The sequence below is a fragment of the Amycolatopsis sp. lyj-108 genome, from assembly GCF_046549005.1.
Lineage (GTDB): Bacteria > Actinomycetota > Actinomycetes > Mycobacteriales > Pseudonocardiaceae > Amycolatopsis.
In genome coordinates, this window is record NZ_JAJPWQ010000001.1 from 1,207,218 (window position 1) to 1,230,230 (window position 23,013).

The following is a 23,013-nucleotide window of genomic DNA, read 5'->3' on the forward strand; positions in this document are numbered from 1 at the left end:
TCGCGCGACGGTTGACGATGGCGCGCCCCTCCCCACCTCAAGAGAAGGTGACGACCTGCCGCACCGCGGCGCCCCGCCGCAGCCGGTCGAAGCCCGTGTTGATCTCCTCCAGCCCGATCCGGTGCGTCAGCAACGCCTCCACGGGCAGCAGCCCGGCCCGGTAAAGAGCGATGAACCGGGGAATGTCGCGTCGGGGGACGCACGAGCCGAGGTAGCTGCCGCGCAGCGTCTTCTCCTCGGCCACCAGGCTTTGCGCGGGCAGCGCGAGCTCGGCCGACGGGTCGGGAAGGCCGACGGTGACGGTGGTGCCGCCCGGCCGGGTCGCCCGGTACGCCTGGTGCAGGGCGGCGACCACGCCGGTGGTGTCGACGGCGTGGTCGGCACCACCGTCGGTGAGGTCCTTGATCGCGTCGACGTCGCCCTCGAGTGCGTGGGTCGCGCCGAGGGACAGTGCCAGCTCGCGCTTTTCGGCGACGAGGTCGACGGCCACCAGTGTGGCCGCGCCGGCGGCTTTCGCGGCGAGGAGTGCGGCGAGGCCGACGCCGCCGAGGCCGAAGACGGCGACGCTGTCTCCCGGTCGTACGTCGGTCGCGTTGAAGACGGCGCCGGCGCCGGTGAGCACCGCGCAGCCGAACAGGGCCGCGACGTCGAACGGCAGGGCGTCGTCGACGGCGACCACCGAGCGTGCCGAGACGACGATGTGTTCGGCGAACGCGGATACGCCCAGGTGGTGTCCTGGGCGGCCGTCGGGGGAGGACCAGCGGGTGCCGCCGCCGAGCAGGGTGCCGTTCCGGTTCGACTCGGCCGCCGGGGCGCACAGGGCGGGCCGCCCGGTGAGGCAGGGGCGGCAGTCGCCGCAGGAGGGCACGAACGACAGCACGACATGCTGACCCGCCGTGAAGCCGGTGCCCTGCCCCGCATCGACCACCTCGCCCGCGGCCTCGTGTCCCAGGACCATCGGCAGTGGCCGGGGCCGGGTGCCCTCGATCACCGACAGATCCGAGTGGCACAGCCCGGCGGCCCGCACCCGGATGAGCAGCTCACCCGGCCCGGGCGGTTCCAGCGTCATCGTCTCGATCTCCAGCGGGCGGCCGACTTCGCGGAGGACCGCGCCCCGGACCCGCATCATCGCGCGCTCCCGGCCGGGACGCAGGTGGTGACCTGGCGTTCGGACAACAACGGGACCACCTCGCCGAGCACGATCCGCCGGAAGTGCTCCGATTCGCAGTGGCCGGTGAAGTCCTGTTCGGACTCGTACTCCTCGACGATCACCACCACTCCGTCCTCGGTTCCGGAGTGGACGGTGTACCGGAGACAGCCGGGCTCACGCCGTGAGGCGGCGGCCATCGGCTCCAGCAGTTCGAGGACGCGGTCCCGGTCCGCGGTCACGTACCGGGCCACCACGACGAAGCTCATTTTTCTCCTGCGCTCAGCTGGGACCTGGTCAGCGACCAAAGTCCCGAATCGGACGACGCGGCGCCCAGTGCGCCCATCGCGAGGGAATGGGCCACCCCGGACCGGTCGGTGACGAAACCGGCCGCCACGAACGGCGACATGGTTTCGCGGGCCTGCGACGACATCCAGGGGATGATCGGCGCGGGCATGAGCTCCACCAGGTCGGGGCGGCTGCGTTTCACCGCTTCCAGGCTGCGGTTCAGATTCGACCGGTCGGTGACGAACACCTTGTGCATCGTCAGCATCGACAACGTGCGTGCCCGTTCGATCGGGGCGACCCTGGTGCTGACCACCCCGGTCGCCCCGATCTCCTGGAGGAAGTCCACGCCGCCGCGATCGGTGGCGAGGCCGGGACAGGAGTCGATGTTGACGAAAAGGACCTTCTCCAGTCCCGTCAGCACCGGCACGATCTTGGCCAGCTGCCCGACCGGGACCGCCGCGAGGATGCCGACGCGGGACGCCGAGTTCGCGAAGTCGCCCACCTTGGCGGTGCCGACCACCGACGCGCAGACCGGGACGTCCGCGAACGCCGCCGTGATCCTCTCGTTCATACGGTCCACAGTGGTCGATCAGCTCGTGGAGTCAAGAGGGTTCGGCCCGAAGTCACTGGGCAGCCCGAGCTTGCCCGGGTTGAGCAGGCCCTGCGGATCGAGGGTCCGCTTCACGGCGACGAAGGTGGCGAAGCCGGTGCCGAGCGTGTCCGCGAGGTACGGCCCGCGAAGCAGACCGGAACCGTGGTGGTGGCTCAGCGCGGCGCCGTGGCGCACGAGTACGGCGTTGGCCGCGTCCCACGCCGAGCGGTACCAGTGCCGCCGCTTCTCCGGCTCGACGTCGCCGCGTAGCGAGAAGTACAGGCACGCGCCGTCGGTGTAGGCGTGCGACTGGTGCGCGGAGGCGGCCACGGTGCCCGGAACGGCCTGGATCGCGGCCACGACCTCGTCGTAGATCGCGGGCAGCGCCGACCACGCCCCGGCCATTTCGAGGGTGTCGGCGACGAAACCCGGGCCGGGCGTGAACCCGTGGGCGGACTTGCCGACCAGCATCCGCTCGTCCAGCCAACGCTCGAAGAAGGCCGGACCGTCCAGTTCGGACCCGGTCGCCGCGCAGACCTCGGAGCTGACCCGGAGCATCGCGTCGACCAGCACCGGGTCGCCTTCGTCGGCGATCAGCAGCAGGTTGGTGTCGGGCAGGCCGAAGTGCGTTCCGCTCTCCAGCTTGTCGTAGAGCCGCATCGCGGCCGGGGTCGCGCCGCGCTGCATGATCAGACGGCACGCCTCCAGCCCTTCGGCGAAGGTTTCGAAACCGTAGGCGACAGCTTTGGCGTATTCGGGCAGCGGATGGGTGCGCAGCCGCACGGAGGTGATCACGCCGAGCGTGCCTTCCGAGCCGACGAACAACTGGCGCAGGTCAGGACCGGTGGCCGCCCGCGGGTAATCGCCGAAACGGGCGAGCGTGCCGTCGGCCAGCACGACGTCGAGGCCGACCACCATGTCCTCGATCTTCCCGTAGCGGGTGGAGAGCTGACCAGCGCCGCGGCAGGCCACCCAACCGCCCACAGTGGACAGTGCGAAGGCGGACGGCCAATGCCCCGTGGTGGCGCCGTGCGTCTTCTGCAGTTCGGTTTCGAACAGATCGCCGAACATGCCTGCCTGGACGTCGACGACCTGGGAGTCCGCGTCGAAGGACAGGATCCGGTTCAACCCGCAGACGTCCAGCACCACCCCGCCGAACACCGGCAGCGCGGCACCGGTGACGTTGCTGCGCCCGGCGGACACGGTCAGCGGCACCCCGTGCTCACCGCACAGCCGGACCACGGCCTGTACCTGCTCGACCGTGCTCACTTCGGCGATCACCGCGTCCGGGGTCGCCGGGTTTCCCGCGGTCTCACCGATCATCGAACCGGCCCACCAGTCACGGGTGCGCAGCACGACCTCGTCGTGGTCGGTGTGCACCGCGTCCGCGACGCCCCGCAGCGACTCGGTCAGCGCGGCGGGCACGGCGACGGTGGCCGTCTGCAACGATGCCGCGCCCTGGCCGGGCGGGGTGCGGTCGCCCCAGCGCGGCGGCGTCGGCGCGCCGACCACGTACTTGCCCCGGTTGAACGGGTGGGCGATGGCCTGACTGCTGATCATGCGTTGTCTCCCAACAGAATCGACTTCTCCCGGGCGACTTCCGCCCGATAGTCCTCCACTTGCGCGGCCACGGTGTCCGGCGACAGCCCGAGTTCGGCGCCGAGCAGTTCGCCGACGAGCGGAGCCGCCTCGGCGGAGGCGTCCCTGGCGAACAACCTCAGCCGCGTGCGCCGGGACAGCACGTCGTCCACCGAACGCGCCATCTCCGACCTGGCCGCGAACACGACCTCGGCCTTGAGATGCGGCTGGCCGGGAATGAGCGGCTCGCCGAGCGTCGGATCCTCGTCGACGAGCGCGCTCACGAAACGGGCTTCGGTGCCGTAGCGGCCGCCGAGGTGCGCGGCGATCCCGCCGGTCGCGGCGGTGGCCTCGGCGTCGTATCCGGCGCCGCCGAGCAGGGGCAGGCTCTTGGTGCGGCAGCGGGCTTTGCGCCCCAGCAGGCCGAGCGCCTTGTCCACGACGAGCTCGCCCATATGCCTGCTGGTGGTGAGTTTGCCGCCGGTCACGGTGACCATGCCCGAGGCGACGGTGATGTGGTGATCGCGCCGCATGTCGAGCGTGGTCCCCTCGGAGCCGCCGACGAGCGGCCGCAGACCCGCGTAGCTGCCCAGCACGTCCTCGGGGCCGAGCTTGGTGTCGAAGGCGATCGTGGCGCCTTCGAGCAGGAACTCCATCTCGTCGCGCGTGCAGTGCACGTCGTCGGTCGGGCCGTCGTAGTCGGTGTCGGTGGTGCCGACGACGACCACGTCACCCCAGCGGGTGCACGTCGCCCGCCTCGCCCGGCCCGGGATCGGCACCGTCACCGTGCAGTCGTTGCGGATCTTCGACCACGGCAGCACGATGTGGACGCCCTTCGCCGGGCGCACCTGGGGGCGGTGTCCCGCGGACGCCATGCCGTCGACGTTGTCGGCCCACACCCCGGTCGCGTTGACGACCACGCGTGCCCGGACGTCGATCCGCTCGCCGTCGGCTTCGACCGTCGCGCCGGTCACGCGTCCGCCTGTGGTGCGGAGGCCGGTCACCTCGGCGCCGTTGACGACGACCGCGCCGAGCCGGGCCGCGCTGCGCACGATCGCGAGGGTCAGCCGGGCGTCGTCGGCGCGGCTGTCGTAGTACATCAGGCCGCCGCGCAGATGGTCCGCGCGCAGCGTGGGGGCGTGCGTCAGCACCTCGTCGACCGTGAGCCGCTGGTGCAGCTTGCCGATCCGCCAGCCGCCCGCGAGATCGTATGTCCACAAGAGACTCTCGAAGGCACGGGCGATCCTGGCGTCGAAAACGCCGTCCTTCGCCAGGATCGGGAACAGGAAGGGCAGGCGCTGCACCAGATGCGGGGCGTTGCGGCGGAACCGCTGACGCTCCAGCAGGGAATGCCGGACCAGGTCCAGGTTGCCCTGCTCGATGTAGCGCAGGCCGCCGTGCACCATCTTGGACGATTTGGACGACGTCCCCGAGGCGAAGTCGTCCCGTTCGACCAGCGCGACCGAAAGGCCGCGGGAGACGGCGTCCAGCGCGGTATAGGCGCCGGTGATCCCGCCTCCGATCACGAGCAGGTCGAATTCATCGGTTTCGAGTCCGGTCAGCGCGGTGCGACGGTCCAGCCGCAAGGGGGCCGAAAGGGTCGCTCCCGCGGCGACGGCGTTCGGCCGCCGGGACGGCAGTGTGAACATTGAGGAGCCTTTCCGATCAGAACAAGGGATTCACGACAGCGAGACGGCGAGCACGTCTTGCCAGCGCGCCCGCAGCTTCAGCCGGTCGGTTTCGGCGAGGCCGGGTTCGAAGATCCGGTCCGGTGGGCGGTGGGCCACCGCGTCGGCCAGCGACGGCCACAGCCCGAGCCGCGTGCCGGCGAGATAGGCGGCGCCGCGCAGGCTGGCGGTCGCCGAATCCGCCACCCGCTCGATGGCGAGACCGGTGAAATCGGCCTGGCTCTGGAGCAACGCGTCGCTCGCCGCCAGACCGCCGCCCACCCGCAGATGTGTCATGGGCCGGTCCATGGTCGTCCGCAAGGCGTCGACCGTGTCACTCACCGCGTGGGCGATGCCGTCGATCACCGCGCGGGCAAGGACTTCCCGCGTGGTCGCCAGGTTCAGCCCGGCGATCAGACCACGCGCTTCGGGCCGCAGTACCGGCGTGCGCAGCCCGGCGAGCGTCGGCACGAACCAGGTCGCCTCGCCGCTAGGCTGTGTCGCGGCCAGCGCGCTGATCTCGGCCGCCGAGGCGAACAGTCCGAGATCTTCGGTGAGCCAGCGCAGGGCGGAGCCGGTGGTCGAGGTGTAGGCCTCAAGGCTGAACCGGCTGTGGCCGCCGCCGCGCCAGGCGACCAGGCACAGCACGCCGTCGAGCCCGCCCACCGCCTCGGGTGGCTCGTCGCCGGCCAGCGCGCCGACGAAGGTGCCGGTGCCGTGGACGCAGGTGCCCTGGCCGGGCGAAAGCGCGCCCAGCGCGATCAGTGACGCGTGCTGATCGCCCATGACCGCCGCGATCGGCACACGGATGCCGAGCAGTTCCGGGTCCGTGTAACCGTAATCGCCGTCGTCGTCCTGCGGCGACGGCGCCAGCTCGACGGGAAAACCCAGTGCTGCCAGCCACTCCGCGTCCCACGCGTGCTCACGCAACCGATATCCGCCGAACGCGACGGCGTTGGTCGCCGAGATCGTGAAGCGCTCGCGACCGCTGAGATGCCACACCAGCCAGGTGTCGACGGAACCGAACAGCACCCGCTCCGCCGGGACGTCGAGCCGTTCGAGTTGCCGTGCCGCCCACAGGAACGGGGCACGAGTCCCCACCGGACGGCCGGTCGCCTGCCACAAGTGCCGGTCCCACTCCGGAGCGAGCTGCGCCAGTTCCGCGGCGTAGCGGCTGTCCTGCCACACCACGGCGGGGGCCAGCGGGCGGCCGGTCTCCCGGTCCCACAGGACGGCCGTCGCGCGCTGGGTGCAGATCGACATCCCCGCGATCTCCACGCCGTTCTCGGCGGCCCACGCCACCGCTTGCCGGGCGACGTCGACGGTCCGGTCCAGGAGCTGCATGGCGTCTTGTTCGACCTGCGCCGGTTCGGGGTGGCTCACGTCGATGGAGGTGTAGAAGGAGGGCCCGCACCGGCCGTCCTCGCCGACGACCGCCGCCCTGGTGCCGGTGGAACCCTCGTCGACCGCCAGGATCCCGCGCCGCATCAGGCGCGCCCGAGTTCGAGGTCGATCGTCTCGTCGTCGGGATCGATTCCGCTGCGGGTCGGGTCCCAGCGGACGATCAGGCACGAGACCAGACCGAGGAACGGCACCACCGCGAGCAGGGCGATCGTCGGCCCCAGCCCCATCGCCTCCTTGATCTGCGGGAACACGTACAGCCCGATCACACTGCCGAAGCTGCCGAGCATCCCGGTCACCCCGGTGCCGAGCGTGCGGATGTCGCTGCGGTAGGACAGCGCCGCGATCGACTTGCCGTTCGCGCCCGGTCCGGCCGAGTGGAAGAAGATGAACAGGAACGGGAGCAGGAAACCGACGGCGATCGGCAGTTTCCCGAAGCCCAGCCCCATCACCAGCAGGATGGCGAACGCGAACGCGTAGCCGATGGCGGAACTCGTCCGAAGCCCGATCTTCCTGCCGACGTACGCCGAGAGCGCGCCGCCGATGATCCCGGCGATGTTGAAGACCATCGAACCGAGGGTCGCGGTCTGGAACGCCTGGCCGAAGATCGCCAGGCTGATCACCGGCAGGTACCACCCGACGGCGAAGTACTGCATCGACTGGGTCAGCGAGATCGCCGTGGACAGGAAGGTCCGCGGCAGATACGGCTTGCGGAACAGCACACCCGCGTGCCGGAACCCGATCTTCTGCTCCGTGGCGGGATCCGGCCCGCTCCTGGTCCCCGGGGTCACCTGGAAACCGTAAATCCGGCGGAGGCTGACCGCGGCCTCGGCGAGCTTTCCCTTGGCCGCGAGCCACGACGGGCTCTCGACGAGGAACATCAGCTGCAACACCAGCAGCGCGATGGCGAAGACGCCCGCCGAACCGACGGACCAGCGCCAGATCCCCACCCCGGCGTCGAGGTGGAAGAACACCAGCGTCAGCCCCAGATTCACGGTGGTGGCGACGTACCAGACGGACTGCCAGAGGTTGAGCCGTCCGCGCAGTTTCGCGGGGGTGTACTCGGCCAGCATGGCCATCGCCACCGCGAAGTCGATGCCGTATGCGACGCCGACCAGGCCGCGGCCGAACCACACCTCGCCGAAGCCGCCCGCCGTCGCCGTCAGCACGGCGCCGATCGCCGCGATCGCCTTGGCGGCGATGAGCGGTTTGACCCGCCCGATCCGCGCGGCCAGCCAGCCGCCGATCGGGTTGAACAGGATGGCGACCGCGGGCGCGGTCGCGGTGAGCACGCCGACCTGGGTGGAGCTGAGGCCGAGTTCCTTGATCATCGGCGACAGGCCCGCGCCGAGCGCGGCGTTGGAATAGGCGTCCAGGAAAAGGCCGCCCAGCACGAGATACCACAGCAGATTCGCCTTGCGCGGCAACTTCGAAAGACTGTTGATCAGCGCGGCTACCTGGGAAACGTTCGAGATCGAGCCTGTCGGGCTGAGCGTCGATGAACTCATGGACCGCCAACTTTCTGCGCTGGCTGTCAGCGATCCGACACAAAAAAACAGACACGACGAAGACCGCTGACAGTGGCTCTTCGTCTGTGCCTGTCTGAAGGGAGAAGAGTAGATCCCGATCCGTGGCCCGTCAAGACGGTGCCCTGTCCGGCCACAAAGGACACTTGGCGCGGAACGTCCTCACTGACCCGAGCTCATCGCCTCCCGGTCCGACACCGGGAGCCATTGCCGCTCCGGGTCGAACGGCCGATACCCGGACCGGACGTGTTCGATCAGCAGCGGCAGCGTGGGATGCCGGTTCTCGTGCCGCCACAGCAGGGAGAACGGGTACACCGGCGTCGGGTCGACGAGCGGGATCTGGACGACGTCCGGATGCCAGGGCACGTGCATCTTCGCGCCGACGAAACCGAGCCGGTCCTTCGACGTGCCGAGCACCTCGATGTGGTGTTCGAGCCCGAAGTTCGGGCCGTCGGTGTCGACCAGGATGCCGAACTCTGGGCACAGCTCCTGCCAGAACTCCGCCCATTCGCTGGCCCGCGCGTTGTAGGGCATCCACGCCGTCATGCCGTCGAGTTCCGCCATCGCGACCCGCCGCCGCCGCGCGAGCGGATGCCGCCGCCCGACCAGCAGGTTCGCCGGCTCCAGGTAGGCGGGTGTGCGGCCGATGCCCGGCTCCGGCGCGGTGCTGACGCGCGCGAAGGCGGCATCGACCGTCTCGGGCAGCATCGATCGGCGCACCGTGCCCAGCCCGGGCGTGACCAGTTCCAGTTCGTCGTCGTGGTCGGCGTGGAACGCCCGGATCACCTCCATGGTCGCCAGCCGCGTGCCGAGGACGTCGACGCGCAGGGGACGGCGTCTGCCGTGAAGCCGCTCGACGGCCTGGTCCGCGAGGTTGATCAGCGCGCGAGCGTGTTTGAGGAACTCCTCGCCGTCTTCGGTCGGCTCGGCGCCGCCGCGTGTCCGCGACAGCAGACGTACGCCGAGATCGGCTTCGAGCTTCGCGACGCGCTTCGAGATCGCCTGCTGGCTCACCTCAAGCCGGATCGCCGCCTCGCCGAAGTACCGGTCCTCCGCCACCGCGACGAACGCGCGCACCGCGCCCAGGTCCAGCTCCACTGTCTCCCCCTACAACTTCTGGTTGTCGGTCGCCGCGTGTCGCTTGTTGGACAACGCCTGTGCCCCTTGGGTCCAATCCGCAGCGTCGGATCGGAATCGTACAACCATGGGGAGTGGCCGGTGGACTCCTTCGTGCACCTGCACGTTCATACCGAATACTCGATGCTCGACGGCGCGGCCAAGATCGCGCCGCTGTTCGAGGAGGCCCAGCGGCTCGGCATGCCCGCGGTGGGCATGACCGACCACGGGAACATGTACGGCGCCGACGAGTTCTACCGGCAGTCCGTCCGGGCCGGGCTCAAACCGGTCATCGGTATCGAGGCCTACCTGGCGCCTGAGTCCCGCTTCCACAGGAAACCGGTGTTCTGGGGGCGGCGTGGCGGCGGCGGTGACGTCTCCGGCGGCGGCGCCTACACGCATATGACCATGCTCGCGGAGAACGCGACAGGGCTGCGGAACCTGTTCAAACTGTCCTCGCTGGCCAGCCTGGAGGGCTACTACCGCAAACCCCGGATGGATCGCGAACTCCTCTCGCGGCACCACGAAGGCATCATCGCCACCACCGGATGCCCGTCCGGCGAGGTGCAGACCAGGCTCCGGCTCGGCCAGCCGGAGGAGGCGATCCAGGCGGCCTCGGACTATCGCGACATCTTCGGCGCGGACGACTTCTTCCTGGAACTGATGGACCACGGCCTCCCGATCGAGCGGTCCGTGCGGGACGGACTCCTCGACATCGGGCGGCGGCTCAGCTTGAAACCCTTGGCCACCAACGATTCACATTACGTCACCCAGGATCAGGCTGCGGCGCATTCGGCGCTGCTGTGCGTCCAGTCCGGCAAGACCCTCGACGACCCCGGGCGGTTCAAATTCGACGGCGACGGCTATTACCTCAAGTCCGCGGAGGAGATGCGCCGGTACTGGGACACGGAAGTGCCGGGCGCGGCGGATTCCACGCTGCTCATCGCCGAACGGATCGAGCCTTACGACGACGTCTACCGGCACGTCGACCGCATGCCGGTCTTCGAGGTCCCCGAGGGACACGACGAGGAATCCTGGCTGCGTGAGGAGGTCGCGGCCGGGCTCCGCCGCCGCCTGCCGGACGGCGTCCCCGGCGCGTACCTCGCCCGTGCCGACTTCGAGATCGGCGTGATCGCCGAAAAGGGCTTCCCCGCGTACTTCCTGATCACCGCGGACCTGATGAACCACGCCCGCCGCGTCGGCATCCGGGTCGGGCCCGGCCGCGGTTCGGCGGCGGGCTCGCTCGTGGCGTACGCGCTCGGCATCACCAATCTGGACCCGATCGACCTCGGCCTGCTCTTCGAACGGTTCCTCAATCCCGAGCGGGTCTCCATGCCGGACATCGACATGGACTTCGACGACCGGCGCCGCGGCGAGATGATCCGGTACGCCACCGACAAGTACGGCGCCGAGCACGTCGCTCAGGTGATCACCTTCGGCACCATCAAGACGAAGGCGGCCATCAAGGATTCCGCCCGCGTCCACTATGGACAGAGCGGCTACGCGATCGCGGACCGGATCTCCAAGGCGCTCCCGCCACCCGTCGCGGCGAAGGACATTCCGCTCGCGGGGATCGTGGAGCCAGGGCACGAGCGTTACGCCGAAGCGGCGGAGGTCCGCGCGTTGCTGGAGGGAGACGGCGAGGCGGCCAAGATCTTCGACACCGCGCGCGGGCTCGAAGGACTGATCCGCAACGCGGGGGTGCACGCCTGCGCCGTCATCATGTCGAGTGAACCGCTGCTCGACGCGATCCCGTTGTGGCGGCGGGACGACGGCGCGGTCATCACCGGCTGGGACTACCCGTCGTGCGAGGCCATCGGCCTGCTGAAGATGGACTTCCTCGGCCTGCGCAACCTCACCGTCATCGGTGACGCGCTCGACAACATCAAGGCCAACCGCGGCGAGGAGATCGACCTCGACACGCTCGGTGTCGAGGATCCGGCGACCTACGAACTGCTCGCCCGCGGTGACAGTCTCGGCGTCTTCCAGCTCGACGGCGGCGCGATGCGGGATCTGCTGCGTCGCCTGAGGCCGACCGGATTCGGCGACATCATCGCGGTGAACGCGTTGTACCGGCCCGGCCCCATCGCGATGAACACGCACAACAACTACGCGGACCGCAAGAACGGCAGGCAGCCGATCGAGTCGATCCATCCCGAACTGGCCGGACCGCTGCGCGAGATCCTGGCCGAGACGCACGGCCTGATCGTGTACCAGGAACAGATCATGCGGATCGCGCGCGACGTCGCCGGCTATTCCATGGGTCGCGCCGACGTATTGCGCAAGGCGATGGGCAAGAAGAAGAAAGAGGTACTGGAAAAGGAGTTCGAGGGCTTCCGGGACGGCATGCTCGCCAACGGATTCTCGCTCGAGGCCGTGCAGGCACTCTGGGACGCGATCCTGCCGTTCGCCGGGTACGCGTTCAACAAGTCCCACGCCGCGGGCTACGGCCTGGTCGGCTATTGGACCGCGTACCTGAAGGCGAATTACCCCGCCGAGTACATGGCGGGCCTGCTGACTTCGGTGGGGGACAACAAGGACAAGTCGGCGGTCTACCTCTCGGAATGCCGTCGGCTGGGGATCAAGGTGCTGCCGCCGGACGTCAACGAGTCGGGGCTCCGGTTCTCGGCGGTAGGGGACGCGATCCGGTTCGGGCTGGGCGCGGTGCGCAACGTCGGCGCGAACGTCGTCGAATCGATCATCGCGACACGGCGGGAGAAGGGGAAATACGCGTCGTTCGGCGACTTCCTCGACAAGTCGGCGCTGGTGGCCTGCAACAAACGGGTCATCGAGTCCTTGGCCAAAGCGGGCGCGTTCGACTCGCTCGGGCATACACGGCTGTCGATCCTGCGGGTGCACGAGGACGCGGTGGACGCCGTGGTGCCGTTGAAACGCAAGCAGGCGATGGGCCAGTTCGACCTCTTCGGCACGGGCGAGGGGAGCGAAGAAGGCACCTCACCGCTCGCGCATCTCAAGTTGGGTGTCGAAGAGTGGCCGCGCAAGGAACTGCTCGCCCACGAACGGGAAATGCTCGGGTTGTACGTGTCCGCGCATCCGCTCGACGGGGCGGAACGCGTCCTGCGCGGGCACGCGCCCCGCCCGATCGCGGCGATCCTCGACAATCCGCCGCGGGAGGGCGAGGTCGTCGTCGCCGGGCTCATCACGTCGCTGGAGCGGCGGGTGAACAAGAAGGGCGAGCCGTGGGCGATCTGCACGATCGAGGATCTCGATGCGGCGCTCGAAGTTCTCTTCTTTCCCAAGGCGTACGCGCTGTTCGCGGCGGATCTCGCCGAGGACAACGCCGTCCGCGTCAGCGGCCGGGTGAACTGGCGGGAGGACAAGATGTCCGTATTCGGTGGCGGCCTCGTGCCGCTCGATCTTTCGGCGGCGGAAGACGGAGAGCCGCCACTGACCCTGCACGCGACCGCCGAGCGGCTGACCGAGGACGCCGTTCTCGAACTAAGGCAGGCTTTGCTGGCACATCAAGGAAAGACTCCGGTCCGGGTGGAGCTCGCCGGGACGGTGTACGCGCTCGACGACTATCCGGTGGCCGTCAGTTCGATGCTCCTTGGCGAGCTGAAGTCCATCCCCGGCATCACGCCGCGCTGAGCCGCAGCAACCTGAGCTGGCCGATCTCGGACACGTTCTTCATCAGTTCGGAGTTCACCCAGGCGACGGTGTGGGCGAAGGTCAGCCCGGCGTCCTCGCCCCACGGATAGGCGGAGGGCGCGTCCAGGTCGGCGTCGGTCAAGCGATCCAAGACGGCCAGCCATTCCTCGCGAAGTCCGCGCAGCCATTCGATGGCGGATTCTTCGCCGGGCCAGGTGATTTCCTCGCGCTCGCGCGGAGTCCGATCGTTCGCGTGGTCCAGCGCGACGCTCCACCACCAGCCGATATGCCAGGTGAGCCAGGCGATCGTGGGGACCGGGATCGGATCGGGTTCGGTGTCCGCCCAGTCGGGAGTGCCGTCCGGGCGCACCGTCCAGCAGAGGGCCGAGGGCTCCCAACGGAAGTCCGCCGGTTCGAGGGCGGCGAGGTGGTACTCGAACAACGACCAGGTCAGGTCGAACTGCCAGCGCGGCAGTTCAGAACGCGAAGCGGACACCAGCGGGATCCTGCCGCCGGGGCACCGCGGCCGCAACCGGATTACGGTGCGGATATGAGTTCCTATGTCGCGCAGCGGAACGGCGAGACCGCGACCGCCGAAGACCTGGCGCCACTCGCTTTCGCCGGCTTCGCCCACTTCACGGCCATGCAGGTGCGCGACGGCCTGGTCCGCGGCCTCGATCTGCATCTGGACCGGCTCCGGACCGCCTCGCTGGAGCTGTTCGGCGACGCCCTGCCCGACGACCTGATCCGCTCGTACCTGCGCAAGGCGATCGAGTCCGGCCCATCCGACGTCTCCCTGACCGTGACCGTCCACCTGCCGGGTGAACTCGAAGTCCTCGTGCGCACCCGGCCTCCGGCGTCCGGCCCGGCGGGTCCGCTGAAGCTGACGGCCGTCGAACACGAGCGCGTCATCCCCGGCATCAAACACACCGGCGAGATGGCGAAGACGTACTTCCGGCGTCAGGCCGTCGATGAAGGGTTCGACGACGCGGCGTTCGTCGACCGGCAGGGCCGGTTGAGCGAGGCGACGATCTGGAACCTCGCCTTTTGGGATCGCGATACGGTGGTGTGGCCCGAAGCCGGTCTGCTGCGGGGAACGACGATGGGCATCGTCCAGCGGCGGCTGGAGGGGCTCGGTGTGCCGCAACGGGTCCAGGAGGTCACGCTCGCCGGCCTGCCGGGGCTCGGCGGCGCGGTGGTCATGAACTCGTGGACGCCCGGGGTCGCGGTGCGCCGGATCGGCGCGACGCCGTTGCCGGAAGCGCCGTCGTTCGTCGCGACGCTGCACCGGGCCTATGAAACGGAACCTCTCACTCGCCCTTGAAAGGAAGACGTCGATGAAGATCCTCGTGGTCGGTGCCACCGGGACGATCGGGGCCGCGGTCTCCGAAGCGCTCACCGCACGCGGGCACACCGTGCTCGCCGCGTCCCGCTCCGGCGAAGTCAAGGTGGACGTCGAGCAGCCCGCCACCTTCGACGCGCTCTTCGCCGCCGAGCCGGGGATCGAGCACGTCGTGTGCTGCGCGGGGAGTGGCTCGCTGGTGCCGGTCGACGGCGGCACCGATGAAGAGTTCGCCCAAGGCCTGCAAGGGAAACTGCTCGGCCAGGTGCTCCTGCTGCGGCACGCCGTCCCGTATCTGCCGGACGGCGGTTCGGTCACGGTGACCGCGGGCCGGATCCCGGAGACGTTGCGCGGCAGCGCTTTCGGGGTCCTGACCAACGCCGGTCTCGAAGCGTTCGTCGCCGCCGCGGCCCGCGAACTGCCACGCGGGCTGCGCGTCAACGCGGTCAGCCCCGGCTGGGTGAGCGAAACGCTCGCCGCGCTCGGCGAACCGGACGGCGGCACCCCGGCGGCGGAAGTCGCGCGGAGCTACGTCGAGGCGGTCGAGACCGCGGGCCTCACCGGGCGGACGCTGACCCCGTAAACGGACTTGACCGCGCTGCCACAGTGGATCTTCGTGACGAACCACGAGGACAGAAACGATCTCCTCCGGCTGGCCGGGCTGGCGACTCCGATGGCACTGCGGGTCGCGGTCACCCTCGGGTTGCCGGACCGGCTGTCCGGCGACGGCGCGACCGCCGGTGACCTGGCGGCGGAACTCGGCCAAGTGCCGCTCGCGCTCGATCTGCTGCTAGGGCACCTGACCACCCTCGGCGTCCTCGAACGGACATCGACCGGTTATCGCACCACCGACTACGGGGCGAACCTGCGTGCCGACGCGGGAAACGGTCTCGCCGGGCTCCTGGACATGAACGCCGCCGGCGGGCGGGGCGAACTGGCGTTCGTCGAACTCGCGCACAGCGTCGCCACCGGTCAGGCGGGTTACATCCGCCGCTACGGCCAGGACTTCTGGGCCGATCTCGCCGAGCATCCGCATCTGCGGGAGACGTTCGACCGGCAGATGACCCAGCGGTTCCTGACGCAGGTGCCGGGGCTCGTCGCCGGTTTCGACTGGTCCCGCTTCGGCACGATCGTCGACGTCGGCGGAGGTCATGGCAGCCTGCTGGCCGCGATCCTGAAGGCCAACCCCTCGGTACGCGGCCATCTCGTCGACCTCGCGCCCACCGCGGCCGTCGCCGAAAAGGAACTACGTGAGCAGGGGCTCGAAGACCGGACCGAGGTGACCGCGGGCAGCTTCTTCGACCCGCTCCCGGCCGGAGCGGACGCCTATCTGCTGTCCGACATCCTCCACGACTGGGACGACGAGCACGCCCATCGCATCCTGGCCCGCTGCGCCGAGGCCGCCCGCCCGGGTGGGCGTGTCCTCGTCATCGAGGCGGTCGGCGGGATCGGGGCGCAGACCGAGTGGGACCTGGTCATGCTCGTCCTCTACGGCGGCCGCGAGCGGCGCCTCGACGAACTTCGCGAACTCGCCGCCGCACACGGCCTGGTCTTCGACTCCCTCTCCACGCTGACCGAGCAGCGCAGCCTGCTGGAGTTCCATCGCGAAGATATTCCTTGACAAGAATATTCTGCCAAGTGAATACTTCTCGGCATGGAGCAGATCGCAGCAGCACTGGGAGACGGAGCGAGGTGGCGCATCGTCGAGCTTCTCGCCGAGCGGCCCCGGTCCGTCGGTGAGCTCGCCGAGCTGACCGGCCTGCGGCAGCCGCAGACCACCAAGCACCTGCAGACCCTTGCCCGCGTCGGTCTCGTGACGGTCTTCCCGCTCGGGCAGCGTCGCGTCTACGCGGTCGAAGCGGGCCCGCTGAAGGACTTCGGAAGCCGGGTGCGGGCGCTGATCGAGACCATCGAAGCGAACGAGGGCGAGCGCGATGTCCTCACGCGCTATCAGGCCGCGATCTCCGCGGACACCGCGGCCGCGAGCCGGGACCGGTGGGCGGACGGACGGGCGTTCGCGTTCGACCGCCTGCTCGCCGCGCCGCGCGACGACGTCTGGCGGCACTGGACCGACCCCGCGCTGCTCGCCTCCTGGTGGGCGCCGCCCTCGATGACCGTCACCGACTGCGTCATCGAGCCGTGGACGGGCGGCCGAGCCGTGCTCGACTACCGCGACGCGGAAGGGCGATACCGCTCCGCGGGCGAGGTCCGCGCCGCGGCCGAACCCGAACACCTCGAGTTCGACCTGTCGGTGCTGGACGCCAAGGGGGACACCTTCTTCACCGGTCACTACGACCTGAAGTTCACCGAGGCGCCGGGCGGAACCCGGCTCCGCCTCGACCTGCGCATCACCGAAACCACCGTCGAGGCCGTCCCCTTCATCGCCGGCATCGAAACCGGCTGGGGCCAGGTGCTCGACAACCTCGCGGCTCGAATCACCCAGGAAAAGGACCGAACACCATGACGAACCCGACCGGCCGCCGCGTCACCGCGAACATCAGCCTCACCCTCGACGGCCACTACAGCGGCCCCGGCGGCCCCGGAGACATGGGCGCGATCGTCTCGTACGCCACCACCGACGTCGCCCGCGCCCACCTTGCCCGCATCCACGAAAAGGCGACCACCGCTGTGCTCGGCAGACTGAACGCCGAGGGCTTCCTCGGCTTCTGGCCGACCATCGCGGCAGACGAGAACGCCGACCCCCGCGACCGCGCGTACGCGAAGTGGCTCATGGACGCCGAAAAGGTGGTCTTCTCCGCAACCCTGACCGAGGCGCCCTGGGATCGCGCCCGCGTCGTGAACGCCCCCGCCGCCGACGTCATCGCCGATCTGAAGGCGAGCGGCGAAGGCGACATCCTGGTCAACAGCAGCGCCAGCGTCATCAAGGACCTGCTCGCGGACGACCTGATCGACCGGCTGTACCTGATGATCTGCCCCGAGATCACCGGCGGCGGGCAGCGCCTGTTCGTCGACGGGCTGCCCGCGTCGAAGTGGACACTGGCGTATCAGGAGGTCGGGGAGCTGGGGGAGATGGCGCTCGTTTACGACCGCGCGCGGTGAGTGACGATTCGGGCCTTAGGTATCTACGGGGATTCCGGCTGCGGGTTGGTGCCAGGCTCGGTCCGTGAAGGCCTTCATGTACTCAGGCGGGCAAGGACCCGAAACGCCACTCACGACCACCTGCACCGAACGGACGACACGCGTGATCCGATGGACGACACGCGTGCGGCCGGGTCCCGCCGTGAGTCGTCCATCGGATCACAGCAGTACGTAGTCACGATCGCTTACTCGGCTTTGTCGGCGCGCGGCTCCTCGGTCTCCGGCACGTCGGCAGCCGAGGCGGCCGCGGGTGCCGGGGCGAGCGCGGCACTCCTGGTCTCCAGCGCACGAAGCCGCCGTTTGATGTCGCGCAGTTCGGTGAGCAGCGAGTCGGGCTGGTTCACGCGGGTCATGACGGTCCTCCACTGATCGGTGACACGGTGAGCTGCACCTGTTCCTCGCCCGCGTCATCGCCCGGGGTCACTTCGAGCGCGACGATCCGGACCCGGAACTGGGTGCCGAGCGGGAAGAAGTCGTCGCGCACCACGATGAGCGCATGGTCGCCGACGGCGTACGAGCCGAGCACCGGGTCCAGATCACCCCGGACGACCAACTCGGGCAGCACGACCGGATCGACCGCGGCGGCCAGCGCCGAGCGTGCCTGCGAACGAAGCAGCCCCGGATCACTCAGGTTCACGAGCGACACCTCGGTTTCCAGCAACAGCCGGGCTGCCGAGTTGTCCTGTGCGATGCCGACCTGCTGGCCCGCTTCGTTCTCGTCGCCGAGGGCGAACACCCGGGTCGCCATCGACGACCCGTCGCGTGGCCACGAGTATTCGATGAGGTTGCCGCCGAACTCCCACACATGCGGCGTGCCCTGCTGGCCCAGTTCCGGCGTGCCGATCCGCAACCTGCGCACCGCGTGGCCACCCTCGCCGTAGCCGACGTCGAACGCGAAGTCCGGTCCGTTCTCCAGATCGGACAGCTCGCGCAGCGCGTCGCCGACGGACTTGAGCTCACGGCCCGGATAGCTGATCGTGCGCCGGATCCCGGACGTCACCGACGGATCGGACTGCACCCGGATGTTGCCGCGCGGATGCCCCTGCGCGGTGGCGACCAGGTTGCGGGCGATCTCGGTCTGGTCGACACCCGTGTACGTGACCGCGATCCCCGCCAGGGTGCCGCTCGCGGGGTCGAAGTCCTTCGGCAGCACCCGGCGATGGTCGAAGTAGGACAGGAAGCCCGCCGCGCCGATCTCGATCGCGCGGCCCGCCGACGAGTACTTGCTCGTCCAGACGATCCCGCCCCACACCAGCACACCGTCGCGTTCGACGTACAGCGCAGTGTGCGCGGGTCTCGTCACGAATTCGGGTTCGCCCACGGCGATGCGGGGATCACCGAGCACGAGTCTGCCCTGGAATTCGCCCGCGTCGTTGAGCACCGAGCTGAACGAGACGTCGCGCAGCGGCAGTTCCGCGTGTACCTGCCCGGTCCGCAGATCGGCCACGATGTACCGGTAGCGGGCGGTGTTCTGGTTCGTCATCGTCCGGTCAGCCCAGCAGGTAGGACGTGTTCAGCAGGATGGTCTCGCCGACGGGCACACCGACGTTGTTGTCGGTCCACATGGCCAGGACACCGTTTCGCTGGATCCCGAGGTCGAGGAACTGATGCGAGCCGATGGCCTGGCCGCTCCAGGTGTTCCCGGCCCAGTGGTGCCCGAACTGCGGGTGATAGGCCTGCGGCAGCGTCAGGATCACCGTGCCGTGGCCAGCCGGGGTGTTCTGGCGGGTGACCGCGCCCCGCACGTACACCTCGGGGCCGATCCTGCGCACGTGGACCACGGTCGCTTCCTCGGTGTCATTCGGCCTTCCCGCCGTCCAGCCGGCGGCCACGGGTACGACCTGCCAGCCCGTGTCGTCGTCCACCACCAGCGACTTCCACGCGCTGCCGCTCCAGAATTCGAGCTTGCCGGTGTCGGCGCGATGCACGTACAGGCCGGGGTAGGCGTCGACGGGACGCTCGCTCGCGGTGCGCACCGGCAGGATCCCGCCCACCGCGCAGGTGTACGGGCGCAGGTCGGTGATGTCGCCCCCGGTCACGGTCGAAGTGTTGGCGCGCACCGTGATCCGGGCGAGCTTGAGCACGTCGCCGGTCACCGTCGGGTCGCTCGGCTGCGACGCGGCGGTCCCCGCGACGACCTCGACGGTGAACTTCGAGGCCGGGTCGCCGTACTGCGCGTCGGTCTGCCTGGCGACGACGAGATCGTGCCTGTTGTACGAGCCGTGGGCGGGCACCTTCAGCACTTCGAGCGTTTTCTGCTCGTCCAGTGTCGCCAGATAAGCGCCCGCGGCGGCGTGCCGTGTGCCCTGAATGACGGCCTGGAACGGTTGCACGGTCACGTTTCCCGACGGCGTGGGGGTCGCGCGGACCAGTCCCGGGTCGCCGGGAGCAGGCCGCAGGCCGGTGCGGGACTGGGCGGGGGACCTGCCCGGCGCGGCGAGGGCAGCGGTGGCCAGCCGGGCGTCCTCGGCGTCGACCACGGCGCCGCCGACCCAGCCGGAGTCGCGTTCTGGCATGGTTTTCTTCTCCTAGCTGGGGATCGCGAGAACGTTGATGGAGTCGTAGGGATGGCCCCACCCGACTTGGACCGTCCCGTCGCCGGCGAACCGCTGGATGCCCAGTTCGACGGTGACGACCGTGTCGGCGGGCTGGCTGGCGATCCCGGTCACCGAGCCGGTGGCCATCCCGGCACCGATCGGGGTGTTCACCACGGTCAGGCCGACCGTGGTGCCGTTGGCCTGCAGGGTGATGTCGTACCGGTCGGCCGCCCCGGACGTGTCGTAGAAGGCGATCGCGGTGATCAACAGCCTGCGGGGGAAGTACACGGCCGGCACGGTCAGCCGGTTGAACACCCGGCGGTCGCCGCCGACGGTGGCCCCGCCCAGCGGCCAGCCCGGGTCGTTGGGCCCGTAGATGGCCAGCGAGTTGGCGACCGCGGGCTTCCACGCCGTGCCCTCGTAGGCTTCGAGCACCCGAAGGTCCTGTCGGTACACCAGCTGACCGGCGTACGGCACGGCCGGCCGGTTCACTTCGCCGTGGACCGGTACGACACCGCCGATGGAGCTGGTGAAGACGCGCCGGTCCTGAAGCTGCGTCAAGCCGATCGTGGTCGCGTTGGCGGGGACCGTGATCCGGGCCAGCACGATGACGTCACCGGAGACCGTGGGTTCCACCGGCGTTTGCGCGGGCGTTCCCGCGACCAGGCTCACCGTCATCGCCGACGTCGTGTCGCCGTACTGGGTGTCGGTCTGGCGCGCCACGATGAGGTCGTACCGGGCGAAGGTCGCGTGGGCGGGCACGGCGCCGAGCACGTCGATGGTCTTGGCCTGATCGAGTGTCACCAGGTACGAGCCCGCGCTGGGTGAACGGGTGCCCTGGATGACCGCCTGGAACGGGGCGACCTGGACCTTGCCGGACGGTGGACTGGTCGGCCCGACCCGGCCGGCGCTCGCCGCCGGCCGCAGCCCGGTCCGGCTCTGCACCGGGGAGCTCCCGGCGGCCACGAGAGATCCGGTGGCGAGCCGGGCGTCCTCGGCGTCGACGACGCCACCGGACAGCCAGGCGGAATCGCGCTCGGGCATCAGCGGGCTCCTAGTCTCGAGATGTTCAGCTCCATGCGTCACGCCATTCGGCGGTGAGCCGCGCGGCCGGGTTGTAGGCGCCTGCCCGGAACGCGACGTCGATCCCGCCACGGACGAGCGGGAACCAGCGTGAATGGGGCAGCATCACCGAGCGGCGCGACGCGAGGCCTTGCAGCAGAACGGTTCTCGCGTCGGTGTCCACGACGAGCACCTCGCCGGCGGCCAGCTGGATCTGGAAGGCCAGCTCCTCGCCGGTCTGGGTGTTGATGAGCACCGGGTCGGCGCACGGGCCGCTGATCTTCCACGTCGGCCAGGCCGCCACGGTGCCGTTGTTCTCCAGCGACAGCCTGCCGCCGGTGGCGCCGGTCCCGAAGTCCAGGGGGAAGGCCAGCGGGAAGCTCAACCCACCGGCGGAACTGGGGAGCGGGCAGGTCGCGACGCGCAGTTCGGCGGAGTAGCGCAACGGGTCCGGCGCGGTGACCTGCACCGAGAACTCGAACGCGCCCGCCTTCTTGTCCATGATCTTCGACTCGCCGGACAGCCGCACCATCGCCCGGCGCACCGCGTGCGGCTCGGTCACCACGAGCGGGAACAGCTGTGAGCCGTCGTTGAGCACGGCGGCGAAGCCGTCCTTGGCGCGTTCCTTGCTGATCCGATCCGGCGCGATCGCGGTGCCCTCCAAGGTGATCACCCTCGGCGAGCGGTAGGACGGCGCGTCGAACGCGCCGTCCCGCTCCGGACGGTCGGTCATCGTGAGCCGGACGGCGGGGGAGGACGCCCAGCCTTCCTCCTTCGTCACCCACCACTCCACGCCCTCGGCGTCGACGGTGTTGCCCGCCCAGCCGTCGACCGAGAAAACCGGTTGCTGCAGAACGGTTCCCGGGGGCCGCGTCGCGGTCATCGCTTCCCCGCCCAGGCCAGCTCGCGGGCGGCGATCCGGCCGATTTCGTACTCGGACTGCCGTGCCCTCGGGTGGATGTTCACCGTGACCGGTTTGACGTCGCGGCGTTTGTTCGTCAGGTCGAGCAGTTGCGGCAGCTTCGACAGCGGGATGATCGCCTCGGCGTGCCCGGCCTCGGCGACGTTCACCAGCCGCCCGCCCGGCACCGGCGTGGCGATACCGCCCGAGGCCAGCTGCGGGATCTGCGGCAGGTTGAGACCGAACGTCTTGCCGCCGACGAACGGCACCCAGTCCGGGATGGTGACGCTGATGCCGTTGAGGCCGCGGATCGCCATGTTGACCAGGCCGATGATGGCGTTGATCGGGGCCTTGACCGCGCCGAGCACCGCTTCGAACGCGGCGCGCGCGAAGCCCGCCAGCCCGTCCCACGCCGCGCGCAACGCTCCGGTCACCCGGTTCCACACGGCCGGGATCGCCTCGCCGATCCAGTTGATGACCGGCATGATCACGTTCTTGATGCCGTTCCAGGCACCGGAGACCACCGTGCTGATCACGTTCATGGCCGTGCGGAAGATCGTGGAGATCACGTTCCACACGGTGGAGATGACCGTCTGGATGACATTCATGACGGTCCGGATCACCGTCATGACGATGGTGATGTACGTCCGGACGTAGGTTTCGATCCATGGCCAGACCGCGCTGATGATCTTGCGGACGAAGTCCATCACCGCGCCGACGACCTGTCCGATGATCCGGAAGGCCGCGGACACGACTTGTCGCACGCGTTGCGACTGCATGGCCATGTCGACGATCTTGGCGATCAGCGGCAGCAACAGGCTGAGCAGGAAGCCGAGGACGTTGGCCTTCATCGCGGTGTTGAGTCCTCTTTGGGCGGTCGTCGCGGTGCGCAGCCCCTGGCTGAACCGGGAGAAGAACCCGCCGCCGGACGCCGCCTGCCGCCCGGCCTGCTGCACGGACCTCGCCGCCTGGTCGGCCGCGGTCTTGAGCTGACGGACCTGCGTGGTGCTCTGGCTCGTGGCCGTCCGGAACCGGCCGCCCGCCCCACTGGCCTGCGTCAGCGCCGCGCGGAACCGGCCGACCGCGCCCGTGGCCTGTACCAAGGCATTTCTCATGCTGGCTGGCTTCCTTCGTCTGCGTGGTGAGGA

Annotated in this window: 21 protein-coding genes; 6 read left to right on the forward strand and 15 right to left on the reverse strand. The window is 69.5% G+C overall.

Annotated elements, in window-relative coordinates; all coding sequences use genetic code 11:
- Nucleotides 1-37: 37 nt before the first annotated feature.
- The 8 genes from ACLJO0_RS05940 to ACLJO0_RS05975 all read right to left on the reverse strand — a co-directional run bounded on the left by ACLJO0_RS05940 (nt 38) and on the right by ACLJO0_RS05975 (nt 9,297).
- Nucleotides 38-1,129, reverse strand: a complete 1,092-nt coding sequence (locus tag ACLJO0_RS05940; RefSeq protein ID WP_410576874.1) for a zinc-binding dehydrogenase — start codon at nt 1,127-1,129, stop codon at nt 38-40.
- Complete coding sequence (locus ACLJO0_RS05945; protein ID WP_410576875.1) at nt 1,126-1,416, reverse strand: putative quinol monooxygenase; 291 nt, start codon at nt 1,414-1,416, stop codon at nt 1,126-1,128. The genes ACLJO0_RS05940 and ACLJO0_RS05945 overlap by 4 nt, the downstream gene beginning before the upstream one ends.
- Nucleotides 1,413-2,006 carry a glycerol-3-phosphate responsive antiterminator gene (locus tag ACLJO0_RS05950; protein WP_410576876.1) on the reverse strand — a complete coding sequence of 198 codons (594 nt, stop codon included), beginning with the start codon at nt 2,004-2,006 and terminating at the stop codon, nt 1,413-1,415. The genes ACLJO0_RS05945 and ACLJO0_RS05950 overlap by 4 nt, the downstream gene beginning before the upstream one ends.
- 18 nt (nt 2,007-2,024) lie before the next feature.
- Nucleotides 2,025-3,587 carry an FAD-binding oxidoreductase gene (locus ACLJO0_RS05955; protein ID WP_410576877.1) on the reverse strand — a complete coding sequence of 521 codons (1,563 nt, stop codon included), beginning with the start codon at nt 3,585-3,587 and terminating at the stop codon, nt 2,025-2,027.
- A complete protein-coding gene (locus ACLJO0_RS05960) occupies nt 3,584-5,254 on the reverse strand; it encodes an FAD-dependent oxidoreductase (protein ID WP_410576878.1) in 1,671 nt (556 codons plus the stop codon). Before ACLJO0_RS05960 ends, ACLJO0_RS05955 begins: the two co-directional genes overlap by 4 nt.
- Nucleotides 5,255-5,284: 30 nt before the next feature.
- Nucleotides 5,285-6,760, reverse strand: a complete 1,476-nt coding sequence (locus ACLJO0_RS05965; RefSeq protein ID WP_410576879.1) for an FGGY family carbohydrate kinase — start codon at nt 6,758-6,760, stop codon at nt 5,285-5,287.
- Nucleotides 6,760-8,181, reverse strand: a complete 1,422-nt coding sequence (locus ACLJO0_RS05970) for an MFS transporter (protein ID WP_410576880.1) — start codon at nt 8,179-8,181, stop codon at nt 6,760-6,762. The genes ACLJO0_RS05965 and ACLJO0_RS05970 overlap by 1 nt, the downstream gene beginning before the upstream one ends.
- 180 nt (nt 8,182-8,361) lie before the next feature.
- Nucleotides 8,362-9,297 (reverse strand): LysR family transcriptional regulator, encoded by a 936-nt coding sequence (locus tag ACLJO0_RS05975; RefSeq protein ID WP_410576881.1) that lies wholly within the window; start codon nt 9,295-9,297, stop codon nt 8,362-8,364.
- 120 nt (nt 9,298-9,417) lie between these two features.
- Here ACLJO0_RS05975 and dnaE point away from each other — a divergent pair, with 120 nt between their 5' ends.
- Nucleotides 9,418-12,924 carry a DNA polymerase III subunit alpha gene (gene dnaE / locus ACLJO0_RS05980; RefSeq protein ID WP_410576882.1) on the forward strand — a complete coding sequence of 1,169 codons (3,507 nt, stop codon included), beginning with the start codon at nt 9,418-9,420 and terminating at the stop codon, nt 12,922-12,924.
- Here dnaE and ACLJO0_RS05985 read toward each other — a convergent pair.
- A complete protein-coding gene (locus ACLJO0_RS05985; protein WP_410576883.1) occupies nt 12,911-13,420 on the reverse strand; it encodes a DinB family protein in 510 nt (169 codons plus the stop codon). The two genes, dnaE and ACLJO0_RS05985, sit on opposite strands and share 14 nt — an antisense overlap.
- 54 nt (nt 13,421-13,474) lie before the next feature.
- On the opposite strand from ACLJO0_RS05985, the gene ACLJO0_RS05990 reads away from it, so the two are divergent.
- From ACLJO0_RS05990 to ACLJO0_RS06010, 5 genes are read left to right on the forward strand one after another with little or no spacing between them, the layout of a single operon-like run.
- A complete protein-coding gene (locus ACLJO0_RS05990) occupies nt 13,475-14,248 on the forward strand; it encodes an aminotransferase class IV family protein (RefSeq protein ID WP_410576884.1) in 774 nt (257 codons plus the stop codon).
- A 13-nt stretch (nt 14,249-14,261) separates the two neighbouring features.
- Entirely contained in the window at nt 14,262-14,849 is a 588-nt protein-coding gene (locus ACLJO0_RS05995) for a short chain dehydrogenase (RefSeq protein ID WP_410576885.1), read from the forward strand.
- A 33-nt stretch (nt 14,850-14,882) separates the two neighbouring features.
- On the forward strand, nt 14,883-15,887 hold the full coding sequence (locus tag ACLJO0_RS06000) for a methyltransferase (RefSeq protein ID WP_410576886.1): 1,005 nt from the start codon (nt 14,883-14,885) through the stop codon (nt 15,885-15,887).
- Nucleotides 15,888-15,920: 33 nt separating this feature from the next.
- Entirely contained in the window at nt 15,921-16,730 is an 810-nt protein-coding gene (locus tag ACLJO0_RS06005; RefSeq protein WP_410576887.1) for a metalloregulator ArsR/SmtB family transcription factor, read from the forward strand.
- Complete coding sequence (locus ACLJO0_RS06010; RefSeq protein ID WP_410576888.1) at nt 16,727-17,326, forward strand: dihydrofolate reductase family protein; 600 nt, start codon at nt 16,727-16,729, stop codon at nt 17,324-17,326. The genes ACLJO0_RS06005 and ACLJO0_RS06010 overlap by 4 nt, the downstream gene beginning before the upstream one ends.
- 224 nt (nt 17,327-17,550) lie before the next feature.
- On the opposite strand, the gene ACLJO0_RS06015 is transcribed toward ACLJO0_RS06010, so the two are convergent.
- From ACLJO0_RS06015 to ACLJO0_RS06040, 6 genes are read right to left on the reverse strand one after another with little or no spacing between them, the layout of a single operon-like run.
- A complete protein-coding gene (locus tag ACLJO0_RS06015; protein ID WP_158633076.1) occupies nt 17,551-17,718 on the reverse strand; it encodes a hypothetical protein in 168 nt (55 codons plus the stop codon).
- Entirely contained in the window at nt 17,715-18,848 is a 1,134-nt protein-coding gene (locus ACLJO0_RS06020; protein ID WP_410576889.1) for a hypothetical protein, read from the reverse strand. Before ACLJO0_RS06020 ends, ACLJO0_RS06015 begins: the two co-directional genes overlap by 4 nt.
- Before the next feature lie 7 nt (nt 18,849-18,855).
- The gene (locus ACLJO0_RS06025) at nt 18,856-19,881 is read right to left on the reverse strand and encodes a hypothetical protein (RefSeq protein WP_410576890.1); all 1,026 of its coding nucleotides are present in this window, start codon (nt 19,879-19,881) and stop codon (nt 18,856-18,858) included.
- A 12-nt stretch (nt 19,882-19,893) separates the two neighbouring features.
- Entirely contained in the window at nt 19,894-20,946 is a 1,053-nt protein-coding gene (locus tag ACLJO0_RS06030) for a hypothetical protein (protein WP_410576891.1), read from the reverse strand.
- A gap of 25 nt (nt 20,947-20,971) precedes the next feature.
- Nucleotides 20,972-21,847, reverse strand: a complete 876-nt coding sequence (locus ACLJO0_RS06035) for a phage distal tail protein (protein WP_410576892.1) — start codon at nt 21,845-21,847, stop codon at nt 20,972-20,974.
- On the reverse strand, nt 21,844-22,980 hold the full coding sequence (locus ACLJO0_RS06040) for a hypothetical protein (RefSeq protein WP_410576893.1): 1,137 nt from the start codon (nt 22,978-22,980) through the stop codon (nt 21,844-21,846). The genes ACLJO0_RS06035 and ACLJO0_RS06040 overlap by 4 nt, the downstream gene beginning before the upstream one ends.
- Between the last annotated feature and the right edge of the window lie 33 nt (nt 22,981-23,013).

What these genes read in the sequence shown, in the direction of transcription:
- ACLJO0_RS05940 (WP_410576874.1), bottom strand. Translation starts at nt 1,129, where the DNA reads ATGATGCGGGTCCGGGGCGCGGTCCTCCGCGAAGTCGGCCGCCCGCTG.
- ACLJO0_RS05945 (WP_410576875.1), bottom strand. Translation starts at nt 1,416, where the DNA reads ATGAGCTTCGTCGTGGTGGCCCGGTACGTGACCGCGGACCGGGACCGC.
- ACLJO0_RS05950 (WP_410576876.1), bottom strand. Translation starts at nt 2,006, where the DNA reads ATGAACGAGAGGATCACGGCGGCGTTCGCGGACGTCCCGGTCTGCGCG.
- ACLJO0_RS05955 (WP_410576877.1), bottom strand. Translation starts at nt 3,587, where the DNA reads ATGATCAGCAGTCAGGCCATCGCCCACCCGTTCAACCGGGGCAAGTAC.
- ACLJO0_RS05960 (WP_410576878.1), bottom strand. Translation starts at nt 5,254, where the DNA reads ATGTTCACACTGCCGTCCCGGCGGCCGAACGCCGTCGCCGCGGGAGCG.
- ACLJO0_RS05965 (WP_410576879.1), bottom strand. Translation starts at nt 6,760, where the DNA reads ATGCGGCGCGGGATCCTGGCGGTCGACGAGGGTTCCACCGGCACCAGG.
- ACLJO0_RS05970 (WP_410576880.1), bottom strand. Translation starts at nt 8,181, where the DNA reads ATGAGTTCATCGACGCTCAGCCCGACAGGCTCGATCTCGAACGTTTCC.
- ACLJO0_RS05990 (WP_410576884.1), top strand. Translation starts at nt 13,475, where the DNA reads ATGAGTTCCTATGTCGCGCAGCGGAACGGCGAGACCGCGACCGCCGAA.
- ACLJO0_RS05995 (WP_410576885.1), top strand. Translation starts at nt 14,262, where the DNA reads ATGAAGATCCTCGTGGTCGGTGCCACCGGGACGATCGGGGCCGCGGTC.
- ACLJO0_RS06005 (WP_410576887.1), top strand. Translation starts at nt 15,921, where the DNA reads ATGGAGCAGATCGCAGCAGCACTGGGAGACGGAGCGAGGTGGCGCATC.
- ACLJO0_RS06010 (WP_410576888.1), top strand. Translation starts at nt 16,727, where the DNA reads ATGACGAACCCGACCGGCCGCCGCGTCACCGCGAACATCAGCCTCACC.
- ACLJO0_RS06015 (WP_158633076.1), bottom strand. Translation starts at nt 17,718, where the DNA reads ATGACCCGCGTGAACCAGCCCGACTCGCTGCTCACCGAACTGCGCGAC.
- ACLJO0_RS06020 (WP_410576889.1), bottom strand. Translation starts at nt 18,848, where the DNA reads ATGACGAACCAGAACACCGCCCGCTACCGGTACATCGTGGCCGATCTG.
- ACLJO0_RS06025 (WP_410576890.1), bottom strand. Translation starts at nt 19,881, where the DNA reads ATGCCAGAACGCGACTCCGGCTGGGTCGGCGGCGCCGTGGTCGACGCC.
- ACLJO0_RS06030 (WP_410576891.1), bottom strand. Translation starts at nt 20,946, where the DNA reads ATGCCCGAGCGCGATTCCGCCTGGCTGTCCGGTGGCGTCGTCGACGCC.
- ACLJO0_RS06035 (WP_410576892.1), bottom strand. Translation starts at nt 21,847, where the DNA reads ATGACCGCGACGCGGCCCCCGGGAACCGTTCTGCAGCAACCGGTTTTC.
- ACLJO0_RS06040 (WP_410576893.1), bottom strand. Translation starts at nt 22,980, where the DNA reads ATGAGAAATGCCTTGGTACAGGCCACGGGCGCGGTCGGCCGGTTCCGC.